Origin of the sequence: Marinobacter nitratireducens, from assembly GCF_000708045.1 — a bacterium.
GTDB classification, from domain to species: Bacteria; Pseudomonadota; Gammaproteobacteria; order Pseudomonadales; family Oleiphilaceae; genus Marinobacter; species Marinobacter nitratireducens.
In genome coordinates this window covers 102,805-117,808 of record NZ_ANIE01000004.1, presented here as the reverse complement: position 1 = coordinate 117,808, position 15,004 = coordinate 102,805, and the positions used below count along the sequence as shown (strand labels likewise).

At 56.5% G+C, this 15,004-nt stretch carries 14 protein-coding genes; 11 read left to right on the top strand and 3 right to left on the bottom strand.

What is annotated here, in order from left to right; translation table 11 throughout:
• The first annotated feature begins 101 nt into the window (after positions 1 to 101).
• The 5 genes from ahcY to D777_RS06820 all read left to right on the top strand — a co-directional run bounded on the left by ahcY (position 102) and on the right by D777_RS06820 (position 4,895).
• A complete protein-coding gene (gene ahcY / locus D777_RS18060; protein WP_036129860.1) occupies positions 102 to 1,496 on the top strand; it encodes an adenosylhomocysteinase in 1,395 nt (464 codons plus the stop codon).
• Between the two features lie 12 nt (positions 1,497 to 1,508).
• Positions 1,509 to 2,378, top strand: a complete 870-nt coding sequence (metF, locus tag D777_RS18055; RefSeq protein WP_036129858.1) for a methylenetetrahydrofolate reductase [NAD(P)H] — start codon at positions 1,509 to 1,511, stop codon at positions 2,376 to 2,378.
• A gap of 238 nt (positions 2,379 to 2,616) precedes the next feature.
• Complete coding sequence (locus D777_RS06830; RefSeq protein WP_051668988.1) at positions 2,617 to 3,375, top strand: transporter substrate-binding domain-containing protein; 759 nt, start codon at positions 2,617 to 2,619, stop codon at positions 3,373 to 3,375.
• Positions 3,376 to 3,463: 88 nt separating this feature from the next.
• Complete coding sequence (locus D777_RS06825; protein WP_036129855.1) at positions 3,464 to 4,135, top strand: amino acid ABC transporter permease; 672 nt, start codon at positions 3,464 to 3,466, stop codon at positions 4,133 to 4,135.
• Between the two features lie 13 nt (positions 4,136 to 4,148).
• Positions 4,149 to 4,895 (top strand): amino acid ABC transporter ATP-binding protein, encoded by a 747-nt coding sequence (locus D777_RS06820; protein WP_036129853.1) that lies wholly within the window; start codon positions 4,149 to 4,151, stop codon positions 4,893 to 4,895.
• A gap of 4 nt (positions 4,896 to 4,899) precedes the next feature.
• Here D777_RS06820 and D777_RS06815 read toward each other — a convergent pair whose 3' ends face one another.
• On the bottom strand, positions 4,900 to 5,388 hold the full coding sequence (locus tag D777_RS06815; protein ID WP_036129850.1) for a DUF2505 domain-containing protein: 489 nt from the start codon (positions 5,386 to 5,388) through the stop codon (positions 4,900 to 4,902).
• A 169-nt stretch (positions 5,389 to 5,557) separates the two neighbouring features.
• Between D777_RS06815 and D777_RS06810 the strand changes: the two genes are divergently transcribed.
• The 4 genes from D777_RS06810 (at position 5,558) to D777_RS06795 (ending at position 10,315) form a co-directional block, all read left to right on the top strand.
• Positions 5,558 to 6,907 carry an adenosylmethionine--8-amino-7-oxononanoate transaminase gene (locus D777_RS06810; protein ID WP_036129848.1) on the top strand — a complete coding sequence of 450 codons (1,350 nt, stop codon included), beginning with the start codon at positions 5,558 to 5,560 and terminating at the stop codon, positions 6,905 to 6,907.
• Between the two features lie 15 nt (positions 6,908 to 6,922).
• Positions 6,923 to 7,657 (top strand): 16S rRNA (uracil(1498)-N(3))-methyltransferase, encoded by a 735-nt coding sequence (locus D777_RS06805; protein WP_036129846.1) that lies wholly within the window; start codon positions 6,923 to 6,925, stop codon positions 7,655 to 7,657.
• A 277-nt stretch (positions 7,658 to 7,934) separates the two neighbouring features.
• Entirely contained in the window at positions 7,935 to 9,164 is a 1,230-nt protein-coding gene (locus tag D777_RS06800; protein WP_036129995.1) for a DUF445 domain-containing protein, read from the top strand.
• A gap of 107 nt (positions 9,165 to 9,271) precedes the next feature.
• The gene (locus D777_RS06795; RefSeq protein ID WP_036129843.1) at positions 9,272 to 10,315 is read left to right on the top strand and encodes an HDOD domain-containing protein; all 1,044 of its coding nucleotides are present in this window, start codon (positions 9,272 to 9,274) and stop codon (positions 10,313 to 10,315) included.
• Here the strand turns inward: D777_RS06795 and D777_RS06790 are convergent.
• Positions 10,297 to 11,655, bottom strand: a complete 1,359-nt coding sequence (locus D777_RS06790) for a YihY/virulence factor BrkB family protein (RefSeq protein WP_036129841.1) — start codon at positions 11,653 to 11,655, stop codon at positions 10,297 to 10,299. The two genes, D777_RS06795 and D777_RS06790, sit on opposite strands and share 19 nt — an antisense overlap.
• Positions 11,656 to 11,853: 198 nt before the next feature.
• On the opposite strand from D777_RS06790, the gene D777_RS06785 reads away from it, so the two are divergent.
• A complete protein-coding gene (locus D777_RS06785; RefSeq protein ID WP_036129840.1) occupies positions 11,854 to 13,107 on the top strand; it encodes an OmpP1/FadL family transporter in 1,254 nt (417 codons plus the stop codon).
• A gap of 64 nt (positions 13,108 to 13,171) precedes the next feature.
• Here the strand turns inward: D777_RS06785 and D777_RS06780 are convergent, their stop codons facing one another.
• Positions 13,172 to 14,107 (bottom strand): D-2-hydroxyacid dehydrogenase, encoded by a 936-nt coding sequence (locus tag D777_RS06780; RefSeq protein ID WP_036129838.1) that lies wholly within the window; start codon positions 14,105 to 14,107, stop codon positions 13,172 to 13,174.
• Between the two features lie 75 nt (positions 14,108 to 14,182).
• Between D777_RS06780 and tmpT the strand changes: the two genes are divergently transcribed.
• Entirely contained in the window at positions 14,183 to 14,836 is a 654-nt protein-coding gene (tmpT, locus tag D777_RS06775) for a thiopurine S-methyltransferase (protein ID WP_036129837.1), read from the top strand.
• The last annotated feature ends 168 nt before the right edge of the window (positions 14,837 to 15,004 follow it).

Sequence of the window (15,004 nt, the reverse complement as noted above, 5' to 3'; positions counted from 1 at the left end):
CGTAGCGGTTCCGGGGAAGAAGTCCCTCGCCACCCAACCACCAGATTTAGAGGCCCGGGTACCATCCCCGGAGCCCAAACAGAACTGACAGGAGAACACCAATGAGCACTCCGGCAGAACAACTGAACAGCTTCAGCGATTACAAAGTCCGCGACATCGAACTCGCCGGCTGGGGCCGCAAGGAAATCAGCATCGCCGAAGGCGAAATGCCCGCACTCATGGCCCTGCGTAACAAGTACAAGGCAGAGCAGCCGCTGAAAGGCGCCAACATCATGGGCTGCATCCACATGACCATCCAGACCGCCGTACTGATCGAAACCCTGGTCGAGCTGGGCGCGAGCGTGCGCTGGTCCTCCTGCAACATCTTCTCCACCCAGGATCAGGCTGCAGCGGCCATCGCAGCCAGCGGCGTGCCCGTCTTTGCCTGGAAAGGTGAGACCGACGACGAATACGAGTGGTGCCTCGAGCGTACCGTCGGTGCCGACGTTGACGGCTGGGAGCCGAACATGATCCTCGACGACGGCGGCGATCTGACGGCCCTGCTCCACGACAAGTACCCGGAAATCCTGGCCAACTGCCACGGTGTCACCGAAGAGACCACCACCGGCGTTCACCGCCTGCAGGAAATGCTGCGCGAAGGCTCCCTCAAGGTACCGGCGATCAACGTGAACGACGCCGTCACCAAATCCAAGAACGACAACAAATACGGTTGTCGCCACAGCCTGAACGACGCCATCAAGCGCGCCACCGACCACCTGATGGCCGGCAAGAAGGCCCTCGTTGTGGGCTACGGTGACGTCGGTAAAGGCTCCGCCGCCTCCCTCCGTCAGGAAGGCATGATCGTGAAAGTGACCGAAGCCGACCCGATCTGCGCCATGCAGGCCTGCATGGACGGTTTTGAAGTGGTTTCACCGTACATCGACGGAGTGAACACCGGTACCGAAGCCGGTGTTAACAAGGATCTGCTGGGAACCACCGACCTGCTGGTTACCACCACCGGTAACGTCAACGTGTGCGACGCCCACATGCTCAAGGCCCTCAAGAGTGGTGCCGTGGTGTGTAACATCGGTCACTTCGACAACGAAATCGACACCGCTTACATGCGCAAGAACTGGGAATGGGACGAGGTCAAACCGCAGGTGCACGTGGTATACCGCGACAAGGCGACCAACGATCACCTGATCCTGCTGTCTGAAGGTCGTCTGGTGAACCTGGGCAACGCCACCGGTCACCCGTCCCGAATCATGGACGGTTCCTTCGCCAACCAGGTTCTAGCCCAGATGTACCTGTTCGAGCGCAAATTCGCTGACCTGCCGGAAGACGCCCGCGCCAAGGGCGTGTACGTTCAGGTTCTGCCGAAACAGTTGGACGAGGAAGTGGCCCGCGCCATGGTGGAAGGTTTTGGTGGCGTGATCACCAAGATGACCCCGGAGCAGGCTCAATACATCGGTGTACCGGTTGAAGGACCGTACAAGCCGGAAAGCTACAAGTACTGATTGGACAGAGCCATGCAAAGCCAGACTCAATTCAAGCGCCGCTTCAGCTTCGAGTTTTTCCCGCCCAAGACCGATCAGGGCAAGGAAAAACTTCAGAATGTGCGCAACAAACTGGCAGAGGTGAACCCGGACTTTTTCTCGGTCACCTTTGGCGCCGGCGGTTCCACCCGGGACCGCACGATCGAGACCGTGTTGAACCTGCATAAGCAGGGCATATCAACCGCGCCTCACCTCTCCTGCGTGGGTGGCACCCGCCAGGAGATCGGCGAACTGCTGGACCTGTACAAGGAAAACGGCATCAATCGGATCGTCGCCCTGCGTGGCGACATGCCTTCAGGTATGGGCGCCTCCGGTGAACTTCGCTTCGCCAATGAGCTGGTGGAGTTCATCCGGGAGCACAGTGGCGAGCACTTCAACCTTGAGGTGGCCGCTTATCCGGAGTTCCATCCGCAAGCGCGCAATGCCGAGGAAGATCTGCAGAACTTCGCCCGCAAGGTGAAGGCTGGTGCCAACAGCGCCATCACCCAGTACTTCTTCAACGCCGACAGCTACTTCTACTTCATCGACCGTCTGGAAAAAATGGGAGTCACCATTCCTGTGGTGCCGGGCATCATGCCCATCGTCAATTTCTCCAGTCTGGTGCGGTTCTCCGACATGTGCGGCGCCGAAATTCCCCGCTGGATCCGCAAGCAGCTGGAAGCCTACGGCGATGACACCGACAGCATCCGCAAGTTCGGCGAGGAAGTGGTTACCAACATGTGTGAAAAGCTGCTCAGAGCCGGCGCGCCCGGACTGCACTTCTACACACTGAACCAGGCACAACCCAGCCTCAGCATCTGGGAAAACCTGGGCATCAGTGATCGCGAGAAAATCGCATTCTGATCGCTCCCCAACGAACGGCCAGGCCTCTGCCTGGCCGTTTTCTTCCTTCTTGCTTCCGCCCCGTTCCAGCCCTCTTTTCGCGCCCAAGCATTTGATTTCCTGAAATCACCATGGCATTAGTCTATGTTGTATGGGATGCAGTCCCATTAACGCTCCCCGGAAATCATCGTCATCCGCAGTGGTTTCCGGCCTGTCTTACCCGACAGATGGAGCCTCATAAAAAAGCAAAGGAGAAAGCATGAGCACGAAATGGCTGAAAACCGTTGGCGCCAGCCTGGCACTCACTGTTGCAGCAGGAACCGTCAGCGCAGAGACCCTGCGCGTGGTGACTGACCCGAGCTTCGTTCCGTTCGAAATGATGGATCAGGAAACCGGTGAAATGATCGGCTTCGACATGGAGATTATCCGCGAAGTGGCTGATCGGGCAGGTTTCGAGATCGACCTCAACACCATGGATTTTAATGGCATCATCCCAGCCCTCCAGACGGGCAACGTCGATATCGCCATTGCCGGCATCACGATCACCGAGGAACGGGAGGAGATCGTTGATTTCTCCAACCCCTACTACGATTCAGGTCTTCGAATCCTGATCACCCAGAATGACGACAGTGTTGAAGGCTTCAGCGACCTTGAGGGCAAGAAAGTAGGCTCCAAGATCGGTTCAACCAGTTACGACTATCTGGTCAAGAACCTCGAAGAGGACGACGGTGTTACCCCATACCCGGGCAGCTCCGACATGTACATGGCACTGATGTCCGGCGCTGTGGATGCGGTCTTCTACGATGCTCCGAACGTGGGCTACTTCGCTCGTACCAAGGGCAAAGGCAAGGTCAAAACCGTAGGCCCCCTGTATGAAGGCCAACAATACGGCATTGCTCTGAAATCAGGCAGTGAATGGCTTGACGAAGTGAATGACGCACTGGCCTCCATGAAAGAAGATGGTACTTACAAGACCATCTACGAGAAGTGGTTTGGCCCCATGCCGGAAGGCATGTAACGACGACCGGATTTACCCGGTCAGATTCTCCGGCCGGGGTGAAAGCCCCGGCCGTTCATGACTTCCATTCCCTTCGGAGATTCACACTGTGGAATTCCAGTTTCAGTTCGACTGGCAATCGGCCATCGACTCAATTCCTTTTCTACTCAAGGGTATTCCCTATACCCTGCTCATCTCGTTCGGCGGCCTGCTGATTGGTTTTGCACTCGGCATCCTCTTTGGCCTGCTGAGCATCAACAAGAAGTGGTTCCTGCGCTGGCCGGCCACCGCTTACATCGAAATATTCCGGGGTACGCCCATCCTGGTGCAGGTACTTTTTATCTTTTACGGCCTGCCGGATCTGGTTGGTGGCCCTATCGACCCCATCACAGCGGGTATTGCCGCCATCGCGCTTAACTCCGGTGCCTATATTTCCGAGGTTGTCCGAGGCGGTGTTCAGTCCATTGCCAAGGGGCAGACGGAAGCCGGCCTGTCACTGGGCTTGTCCAGAACACAAACTTTCTGGTCCATCATCTGGCCTCAGGCATTCCGCCGCATGATTCCACCGCTCGGAAACCAGGCCATTGTCAGTATCAAGGACACCTCCCTGTTCTCCGTCATCGGCGTGGGCGAACTGGTTCGCCAGGGGCAGATCTACATCGCCAATACCTTCACCGCGTTTGAGGTGTATTTCGTGGTCGCCATCCTCTATCTGGCCATCACCCTCTCACTGTCCCTGATGCTCCGTATGCTTGAGCGCCGCGGCCTTGGTTCTGTCTGAAGGAAAGGTACCCATGACTCATATTGTTGAAATGAAGGGCATGAACAAGTACTTCGGCAAACTGCATGTCCTGAAAGATATCGACCTCACCGTCGAGAAAGGCGAAGTGGTGGTCATCATCGGCGCCAGTGGCTCCGGCAAATCCACGCTGATCCGTTGCGTCAACGGCCTGGAAGAATACGAATCCGGCAACCTCGTTGTCGATGGTCACGCCCTCGCCCCCAAGGGTGGAAACCAGAAAAACCTGAACGAGATCCGCAAGGAAGTGGGCATGGTGTTCCAGCAGTTCAATCTTTTCCCACACCTGACGGTGAAGAAGAACATCATGCTGGCCCCCATGAAGGTGAAGAACACCGCTGAAACCGTCGCCAAGGCCACGGCAGAGCGTTTGCTGGAGAGGGTCGGTATCGGTAACCAGGCCGACAAATACCCGAGCCAGCTATCCGGTGGTCAGCAACAGCGCGTGGCCATTGCCCGGGCCCTGGCCATGGAGCCGAGGCTGATGTTGTTCGATGAGCCCACCTCAGCGCTGGACCCGGAAATGATCGGGGAAGTGCTGGATGTGATGCGCGAGCTGGCAAAGGAAGGCATGACCATGATGGTCGTCACCCACGAGATGGGCTTTGCCCGCGAAGTGGCCGACCGGGTGATCTACATCCACGAAGGCCAGATTGTGGAACAGGGTAAACCGGACGACGTGTTCGACAACCCGCAAAGCGAGCGAACCCAGGCGTTCCTGTCCCGGGTGCTTGGGCACTGAGCACTCAAAGCAACTGGCAGGTGGTTTGATACTCGCGCTCAATCTTGAGGTTCGAATCATCTGCCAGGAAACGGGCAATTTTCTTACCCAGTAACGGCACATCACATCGTACATCCAGGGTGACGTGGTTAACGCAGGAATCGCCCTGCCCCTGAAGTTTCATCATCCCTTTGATCTTCGCCGGAACGCTGTGGATATGCACCCGGAATTCGCAGTGCCATTCATCGTCGCTCTTGCGAAACCAGTGCTCTTCCTGGCGTACCTCATTCCATTCACGATGGAAACTGGCGAGCATTCCTGGCACTTCAATGGACGTGGTCATCTCACGTTCGATCACCAGCTTGCCGGAGGAATCGTCCCGGGATATTTCGGTGACGCGCACGTTCCGGGCACCCAACTGCTCGTTTTTCTTCAGGATGTGCTGTTCGTCGAAAAAAGCACCCAGGACTCGGTCGAGGTCCGCCTGATATGCGTGTTTCTGTTCGAGTTGCATGACTGGTCTCCGTTGGTTTAACCAGAATTCTGCGGCCCTTGGCGCTTGCCATCATTGGCCCGCCAATCAGCAGTGAATGGCACGGTGGTCAGGCAGCGCTGTTAACTGTAATATCCGCACTGGTTAACAGCGAACTTCTATTTTTCAGACAGCCAGACCGGAGACCTCCATGCGCAACGCCGATCTCGTCGCTCGCGATCTAAAATCTGTGTGGCACCCCTGCACCCAGATGAAAGACCACGAATCCCTGCCCCTCGTCCCCATCCAAAAGGGGGAAGGTGTCTGGCTTGAGGATTTTGAGGGAAACCGCTACATCGATGCCGTGAGCTCCTGGTGGGTAAACCTGTTTGGTCATGCCAACCCACGAATCAACGCCGCCATTCAGGAACAGATCGGTAAGCTGGAACACGTCATCCTGGCCGGTTTCAGCCACGAACCGGTGGTCAACCTGTCCGAACGGCTCATCGAGGTCACTCCGGAGGGGCTCAACAAATGCTTCTACGCAGACAACGGCTCATCGGCCATCGAAGCTGCGCTGAAGATGAGCTACCACTACTGGAAGAATCAGGGCAAACCGGGCAAGAAAAACTTCGTCAACCTGTCCAACAGCTACCACGGAGAAACACTGGGTGCCCTGGCCCTGGGTGATGTGGCCCTTTACAAGGACACTTACCAGCCCCTGCTGATGGAAGTCCTGACCGCGCCCTCTCCGGATGCCTTCAACAAGGAAGCCGGAGAAAGCGACGAGGAATACGCCCTTCGCCAGTTCGAGGCCATGGATAAACTCCTGGCGGAAAAACACGACGAAATCTGCGCCGTGGTGGTGGAGCCACTGATCCAGTGCGCCGGCGGCATGCGCATGCACCATCCCATTTACCACACCAAACTGCGGGAAGCCTGTAATCGCTATGGCGTGCACCTGATCGCCGACGAAATTGCGGTTGGTTTTGGTCGTACAGGCACCCTGTTTGCCTGCGAACAGTCCGGCATCACCCCGGATTTCATGTGTCTCTCCAAGGGGCTGACAGCGGGCTACCTGCCGCTCTCCGTGGTCCTGACCACCGACGACGTCTACAACGCGTTCTATGACGATTACGAGACGCTCAGAGCCTTCCTGCACTCCCACAGCTACACCGGCAACCCGATTGGCTGTGCCGTGGCCCTGGCGACCCTGGACATCTTCCGGGACGACAACGTCATCGAAAACAACCGCAGGCTTTCCGCATGCATGGCGGAATCAGTCGCCCACCTGAAAGACCATCCGAATGTGGGCGACATCCGCCAGCACGGCATGACCATGGCGGTGGAAATGGTCAAAGACAAAGCCAGCAAGACCCCGTTCCCCTGGCAGGAGCGTCGCGGCATCCGGGTCTACCAGCACGCATTGACGCGAGAGTCCTTGCTTCGCCCCCTGGGTAATGTGGTTTACTTCATGCCGCCCTACGTCATCACCGAAGAACAGATCCGCCACCTTGGTCAGGTGGCAACGGAGGGCATCGAGATTGCCGTTCGGGACTGAATAAGGTAACCATGCATGCGCATACCCAGAATCTACACCGACTCACCACTTGCGGAAGGCTGCACCGCAGCACTGGATGAGAACGCCGCCCAGCACGTCGGACGGGTATTGCGCATGCAGCCAGGCCAGGAACTGCGGCTGTTCAATGGCGATGGCCAGGATTACCCCGCCACCATCACCACAGCGGGCAAAAAGAACGTCGAAGTGATGGTGGGTACCCCGGAGCCCAATCACACCGAGTCCAATCTTGAAATCGTCCTCGGCCAGACACTCTCCAAGGGCGACCGGATGGATTACGCCGTCCAGAAAGCCGTGGAAATGGGCGCCACCCGCATCGTTCCATTGAGCACCGAGCGCTGCGACGTCAGGCTCAAAGGCGACCGGGAAGACAAACGCCTGCGCCACTGGCAATCGGTTGCCATCAGCGCGGCCGAACAGTGCGGCCGGGCCAGGGTTCCCGACATACTCCCGGTGATGACCATTGCCCAATGGCTCGACCACAGCCGCGACTGCGATCTCCGACTGGTCCTCCACCACCGCACGGAACAGTCCCTGAAGTCCATGGACACACCCAAGCGAGTCGCATTGATGATCGGCCCTGAGGGCGGCTTAACCGCCGATGAAATCGTTCTTGCCGAGAACGAAGGCTTCCTCCCGGTCGCACTAGGCCCCCGGGTGTTGCGAACCGAAACCGCACCTGTTGCGTCTATCGCATTATGCCAGTGGTTGTGGGGCGACATAGGCCGCTGAAAGGTCAGCGACCGTGACGCCGGAGTTTGGCGGCGTGTCAGTCATTGACAGAACACGGCCCTGCAAACATTATCCGGTTTTAATAAAAATCTTTGGAAAGGCAACACCCTAGTCAGGAGCGAGCCTTGGGATACTGTTTTCGAAAACTGTGCGAAGCCATGGATGGCGAAGCTCAAGCGCCACAGGGATGTGCCGCCAGGAGCGAGTTTTCGAAAACAGTATCCCAAGGCTCGCAAACTCCAGGACCAACAAAAAAACGACAAAGCGCGAGTACCAGATGACAAGCCTGTTTACCAACCCTGAATTCTGGCAATACCTCAGCATCCCCGTCATTGCTGCCCTGATTGGCTGGAGCACCAACTGGCTCGCCATCAAAATGACCTTCTACCCCCTGGAATTTATCGGCAAACCACCACTGCTTGGATGGCAGGGCATCATCCCATCCAAAGCCCGAAAAATGGCCGCGATCAGCGTCGATGCCACCATCTCGAAAATAGGCACCGTCGACGAAATTTTTCAGCAGATCGACCCGAAAGTCCTGGCGACGTATCTCGTTCATTCTGTCGACCCCCGGATCGAAGAGTATGTCGATGAAATGATGCTGCGAGAGTACCCGACCTTCTGGGAAAACCTGCCCTCCTCCGCTCGCAAGATGGTCTACGAACGGGTACGAAAATCCACACCTCAGCTGGTCGATAACCTGGTAGACGATATCTCGGCCAATATCGAAGACTTGCTGGACATCAAGGGCATGGTGATCGAACGCCTGGCCAAAGACAAAAGGCTTCTGAACCGTATATTCCTCGAGTGTGGCGAAGTCGAGTTCCGGTTTATCGTGAACTCCGGCCTCTATTTCGGATTTCTGTTCGGGTTGATCCAGATGGGTGTCTGGTACTTCTATCAGAGCTGGTGGGTGCTCCCGTTCTTCGGCCTGCTGGTCGGCTACGCGACCAACTGGATTGCCCTGAACGTGATCTTCCGACCACTACAAGCCAAGAAAATAGGGCCGCTCAGGATTCAGGGACTGTTCCTGAAACGACAACCGGAAGTTGCAGAGTCCTTTTGCCACATCGTCACCCACGAAATCCTGACCGTCGGAAACATCATTAACGCGATCATGGAGGGCTCTAAAGGCGATCGGGCCCGCAACATGGTCAAGAAACACATCAAACCCCTGGTAGACGAAACCACAGGCATGGCCAAGGCCCTGACCCAGATGGCCTTTGGCCCGACCGGGTTTGCCACCCTGAAAAATCAGGTTGGCGAAAAGGCGATTGAAATCTCACAAACCTCTTTCGACAACCCAATGTTTGAGAAGGACCGCGCCCAGGCAGTGGAATCCATTATGGTGGAGCGAATGGTCGCCCTGTCATCCGAGGAGTTCCAGGATCTGCTCAGACCCTGCTTCCAGGAAGATGAGATCAAACTGATTCTGGTGGGCGCTTTCCTGGGTATGGCGGCCGGTGTTGGCCAGCTCATTCTGGTTTTCGGGCAGACATTGACCTGAGCCATAGCGGTAATCAATCGACCTGCATCTGGGCAACAGGGTAGCCACCTACTATACTGCGCTGAATTGGATGCATTTTTGATGATTGATTAGCCCGGAGGCAATGGATGCCAGGCTTTTTCTCCTGGATTTCAGGTCTATTTTCCAGCAAGGCACCGGAGCCCTCGACCTCCGAAGCAAGGCTGTTCAATCCGGCACAACACCCACCTGAGGCCGGCCAGGAAAGCAACTTACAGCTTGCCCATCAACTGGAAGAGCACCTGTTCTGCTGGTTGCTCGATGCCGAACCCACAGAGCTGAGAAACAATCTGAACTCGGCCGCGGTAACCCTGGGAGAGCTGCTTGAGCGGCTAACCAGCCAGCACATGGAGGAATTACCACGGCAGCCCCTCAGCCTGCCGATGCTGATGCGAGCGCTCTCGGATGAGGCGACGGAAAGGCAAGAACTGACGGACATCATTCTTCGGGATCCAGCCCTCACCGATCAACTTCTCCAGGTTGCCAACAGCCCCTATTTCCGCACCAGCGAGCATACCATCGAGTCTGTCGACCAGGCGGTATTCATGCTGGGAGTGAATGGCATCCGCAACGTCATCTCAGCAGCCATCATGCGGCCGATGATGGCTGCCCGTAATAGCCGGGAAGCTTTGTTCGCACAGCGCGTTTGGCGCTGGGGGCTGGCCTGCGCCAGGGCCTCGGAACAGGTTGGCCGACTGCGGGGTGCAGACACCAGCCCGCTTTTCATGGTGGGGCTGTTACCGGCACTTGGTTACCTCACGGTTTACCGGGAACTGCAACGTATCTGCAAGGTTCTGCCTGATAGCCCACCGCCCAGCCCGGCTCTGATTCGCCATGCGCTGGCCCGCTATCAGTGGATGGTGTGCCAACTCCTCGCCAACGAATGGAACCTGCCGCCGAGCTACCATGCGCTTCTGATGACTGCCGAGCGCCCCATTCCCGGGAAGCCGCACACGCCACTGGCTGACGGGATGGTTATTGGCACCCGGGAAGTGCTTAGGCAGGCACGTCAAAGAAATCTGAGCGAAGAAGACCTGGGCCGGATCGTACAGCTATCACCGGACCAGATATCTGGCATCCATGCTCTGATCAAAAGCATGCTCCAGAACCACACTCAGTCATCGGTGGAGTGAGCGTTCCGTTCCGTTTCCGGGCTTTGCCTGGATGATGCATCCGGATTTCGAAGCAGTTCGGCGAACGAAGCCTTCCGATCCTGATGGGAACTCCATAGCCGCTCCATCGGAACGAGAGCCGGCAAGCGATTCACGATGCGATCATCATCTCGGCGCACGACTTGCAGAACATCCTCAACACTGATGTGTTCGAGCGTGCGCCCCGGCACCAGCTCGTCGCCATTGCGCCCGGCCAGGGTCAGCAGGCCCGCTCGAATCAGTTTGTCGCTGACGCCACGGGTGACTTCACCGGGAACCCTCATCTGATGCTCAAGCACTTCCTGTTGGGGTGCCGGATCGCCGTCGTGAAATGGCTTCGCCACCATCCACATCAGCGCCACAGCCACTTTTTCCTGCAACTCCGGCGCCAGCTGCACCTGACGACGTTTGGCCACCGATCCGGGATTTTGCAGGTAGAAAGCCAGGCTGGCGCCTAGCAGCAGGATCATCCAGTTCAGGTAGGTCCAGATGAGCAGGATGATACCGATGGCAAAGCTTGAGTAGATCGCCGCGTACTTGGCAGAACCCGCGACGAACGAGGCAAACAGCATGCCTCCTGCCTGCCAGGATACACCGGCAACCAGCCCCCCTATAAAAGCATACCGAAGCTTGACCCGGGTGTTTGGCATAAAGATGTAAACAAACGTGAATGCACCAACCACCAGAAAAAACGGTGTAAAACGACTAATCACCAGGATCAGCGAACCAAAAGGCTCAATTTCGAGCAGGGTCTGAACCATCGTTGAAGAAAAGATGGTGGCGCTTACACCAATGGCCGAGACCATCAGCAGGGGGCCAACCATGATCACACTCAGGTAATTGCTGAACCGCTGAGCCATGGATCGCATGTCAGGCACACGCCAGATCATGTTGAAGGACCGCTCGATCTTCTGGAGCAGTGAAACCACCGTATAGACCAGTAGTGCCAGGCCAACTGACCCAAGCACTCCAACCTTCATGTTATCGACAAAACCCAGAATCTTTTCGGCCAGCTCAATGCCCTGGGGCCCCATTGGCTGAAAGAACTGGAACAGGAAAGGTTCCATGCGTTGATGCACACCCAGCGCTTTGAGCACTGAGAAGCTGAGTGCCAACAAAGGCACGATACTCAACAACGTTGTGTACACCAGACTCATGGCGTGCAGGGTCAGTTGGCCGCTGATTACATCACGAACCAGAGCGTAGGCGGTCCGCCCTACTTTATAGAGCCATGTCCACGGCCAGCTCGACGGTGGATTCTGGTTGGAGAGAATCCAGTCTTCTGCACTTTGAAGTCGTTCTTTCAGTTGGGAAGAAGCCACTCAACATCCTGTTTATCAGTCTTTTATACAGATTATCAGCCAGATACCCGGCAAACAGAGTATGGCTGATTGGGATTTTTTTGCGAGGCCCAATCTGACATTATAACCATATCAACTTTTGTGACTTCTTTTTATAACCCAAATAACGTATAAAGGCCCACCACGTAAACGACCCACTTTACTCACAGGTGTTCAATTATGCGTTTGACGCTTCCCCTGGCCATCGCTGCCGCCACTGCGCTGGCACCGACTGCGGCCCTGGCGACCAACGGATATTTCAGCCATGGATACGGCACCATCAGTAAAGGTATGGCAGGCGCAGGTTCGGCGCTGTCCCAGGACAGCATCGCCGCTGCAACCAACCCGGCCGGTATGGCCTTTATTGGCAACCGCGTAGACGGCGGTGTCGAAGTGTTTTCTCCACGTCGCAAGTACACGGTGGAAGGCAACCCGGCACCCGGCGACATGTTTCCGCTGCAACCGGGCACCTATAAGAGCAGCCGCGACGGGTTTGTGATCCCTCACTTCGGATTCAATACCGAGCTCTCGGACACCACCGCCTTCGGTGTCTCCGTGTTCGCCAACGGAGGCATGAATACCGATTATCCCGGTGGCAACGGTGGTCCCTTTTACGGCGGCCGTACCGGCGTCAACCTGGAGCAGGTATTCATCGCTCCGACATGGTCCTGGGAATTCACTGATAACCAGGCCTTCGGACTCTCTCCGGTGATCGCTTACCAGCGTTTTGAAGCCAAGGGTCTTCAGGGCTTCAGCGCCTTTTCATCGGCACCTGATGCCGTATCCAACAACGGTACTGACGATGCCTGGGGCTACGGCTACCAGATCGGTTGGCAGGGCGAAATTACCGATACGCTCAGAGGCGGCGTCAGCTGGCGCAATATCCTCAAAATGAACGAGTTCGACAAATACCGCGGCCTGTTTGCGGAACAGGGCGACTTTGACATCCCCCAGATGTTCAACGCCGGCATCGCCTGGTCCGGTATCGAAAACCACTGGATCGTGTTCGATGTTCAGCATATCCGCTACAGCGAGATCAACAGTGTTGGCAATCCGCTGCTACCAAACCTTCAGACTGCCCAACTCGGCAACTATGATGGCGCCGGTTTCGGCTGGGATGACATGACCATCTACAAGTTGGGTTGGCAATGGCAGCAAACACCGGAACACGCCTGGCGTGCGGGCGTGAGTTACGGGGAAAACCCGATTTCGGATGAGGATGTGTTGTTCAACATCCTGGCACCGGGTGTTCAGGAATGGCACTTCACCGGTGGCTTCACGCACCAGTTCACTGACACCCTGGCACTGTCCGGCATGGTGTTCTATTCCCCCGCCAAGGAAGTCTCAGGCGACAACCCGCTGGCGCAGGATCAGACCATCACCCTGGAAATGTATCAGGTGGGCGCCTCCGCCAGCCTCGGCTGGACGTTCTGAGAACGTTCAACCCGTACAAAAAAAGCCCCGGAATCCGGGGCTTTTTCGTTACTGACCCGACGGTTCAGCCGAGGGACTTGAGATTCCCGGCAGTGATTTCCACAATCCTTTGGCGCGCCTCCCGGCTGGCCCATGCGGAATGCGGCGTAATGATCAGATTGGGAATATCATCCGCCAGCAAGGGGTTGCCATTCCGGGGCGGCTCTTCTGTCAACACATCAAACCCGGCGCCTCCGATGTCCCCAGCCCGGAGAGCATCAGCCAGGGCCTGCTCATTCACCAGTCCTCCGCGGCTGGTATTGATGAGCAGCGAGTCCGGCTTCATCATTTTCAGCTCCCGCTCACCGATCATATCCCGGGTTTCATCAGTTAGCAGGCAGTGAAGGGAGAGCACATCCACCTGAGGCAATAACTCATCCAACGGAATGCGCTGATAGCCATCCACCTCTCCGGCCTCCTGACCGGGGCGCGTTCCCAGCATGACCTTCATGCCGAACGCCTCGGCACGTTCGATCACACCTTTACCAAGATCACCGTATCCCACAATCCCCAGGGTACGGCCCTCCAGTTCGAGAATCGGATGGTCCATCAGACAGAACATGTCGCTCTTGCCCCAGCGCCCGGCCCGCACATCCCGATCGTAATCCAGGAGGCGGGTCGCCAGCGCCAGAATCAACGCCATGGTGTGTTGGGCAACAGTCGAACGGCCATAATTGGTCACGTTCAGAACACGAATGCCATGGTCTTCAGCGGCTACCTTGTCGATGTTGTTGGTGCCAGTGGCAACCACCGCAATGGTCGTCAGTTCAGGGCAGGCATCAAAGTGTTCCCGGGTCAGAACCACCTTGTTAACCACAACGGTATCAAAACCTTGAATGCGCTCAAGCACCTCATCGGGCGCTGTTTTCTCGTATTTTTTCAATCCGCCAGTGACGTTTTCGATCGATGTCAGATCGACGTCATCACCGAGAGTTTTCGCATCCAGAAATACCGCTCTCATACTTTCCTCCTGAGTCCAGAAGCCAACAGATTAGGTTAGACTGATACAAACGCACAAGAGTGAGAGGTGGATACAATGGAACATGAATTCTGGCATGAACGGTGGGCCAAGACGGAAATCGGCTTTCACGAGGGCACCGTCAACCAGTTCCTGCACGACCACTGGCCAACACTGGCTGGCAATTCCACCGACGCTGTCTTCGTCCCTCTTTGCGGCAAAGCACACGACATGTGGTGGCTAAGCGACCGCGGACACCCGATTATCGGTGTCGAGTTGAGCGAGATCGCCTGTAAGGATTTTTTCGAGGAGGCCGGCGAAAAAGCGAAGGTTCATCCTGGCGAGCCATTCACCAAGTTCGCCCATGATGACCTTGAGCTATGGTGTGGCGATTTTTTCCAGCTGGTTCCGGACGATCTCAAGCACGTGCGCCTGGTCTATGATCGCGCCGCCCTCATCGCCCTCCCCCCGACCATGCGCAAGCAATACGTTGATCATCTGACGGCGGTCATTCCCGATGGCACAAAGATTCTATTGGTGACCCTCGACTACAAGACCCGCATCACCGCGCCACCGTTTAACGTCAGCGACGAGGAGGTGATGGAGCTCTATGGCGAGGATTACGATATCGAACACATCGTGACGAACACCATTGAGAATGATCATCTGTTTGCCAAACGGCGCGGGCTGATTGGCGGGACTGAGAGTGTTTTCAGGTTAGTTAAGCGGTAGGTGTTGCCCCCCACACAAAAAAACACCCCATAACATATTTTAATGAACCTAATACGAATACCGGCTGTCTATCTTCCAGAGCGTGAACTAAGCTCAAATTAAACAGGCCGGCAAAGGCACCTGTTGCCAGCCGGCTTGTAAGTATCCATTCCTTCCACCCATAACTAA

What these genes read in the sequence shown, in the direction of transcription:
- D777_RS06810 (WP_036129848.1), top strand. Translation starts at nt 5,558, where the DNA reads ATGCGCAACGCCGATCTCGTCGCTCGCGATCTAAAATCTGTGTGGCAC.
- D777_RS06785 (WP_036129840.1), top strand. Translation starts at nt 11,854, where the DNA reads ATGCGTTTGACGCTTCCCCTGGCCATCGCTGCCGCCACTGCGCTGGCA.
- D777_RS06795 (WP_036129843.1), top strand. Translation starts at nt 9,272, where the DNA reads ATGCCAGGCTTTTTCTCCTGGATTTCAGGTCTATTTTCCAGCAAGGCA.
- D777_RS06780 (WP_036129838.1), bottom strand. Translation starts at nt 14,107, where the DNA reads ATGAGAGCGGTATTTCTGGATGCGAAAACTCTCGGTGATGACGTCGAT.
- ahcY (WP_036129860.1), top strand. Translation starts at nt 102, where the DNA reads ATGAGCACTCCGGCAGAACAACTGAACAGCTTCAGCGATTACAAAGTC.
- tmpT (WP_036129837.1), top strand. Translation starts at nt 14,183, where the DNA reads ATGGAACATGAATTCTGGCATGAACGGTGGGCCAAGACGGAAATCGGC.
- metF (WP_036129858.1), top strand. Translation starts at nt 1,509, where the DNA reads ATGCAAAGCCAGACTCAATTCAAGCGCCGCTTCAGCTTCGAGTTTTTC.
- D777_RS06815 (WP_036129850.1), bottom strand. Translation starts at nt 5,388, where the DNA reads ATGCAACTCGAACAGAAACACGCATATCAGGCGGACCTCGACCGAGTC.
- D777_RS06830 (WP_051668988.1), top strand. Translation starts at nt 2,617, where the DNA reads ATGAGCACGAAATGGCTGAAAACCGTTGGCGCCAGCCTGGCACTCACT.
- D777_RS06820 (WP_036129853.1), top strand. Translation starts at nt 4,149, where the DNA reads ATGACTCATATTGTTGAAATGAAGGGCATGAACAAGTACTTCGGCAAA.
- D777_RS06805 (WP_036129846.1), top strand. Translation starts at nt 6,923, where the DNA reads ATGCGCATACCCAGAATCTACACCGACTCACCACTTGCGGAAGGCTGC.
- D777_RS06800 (WP_036129995.1), top strand. Translation starts at nt 7,935, where the DNA reads ATGACAAGCCTGTTTACCAACCCTGAATTCTGGCAATACCTCAGCATC.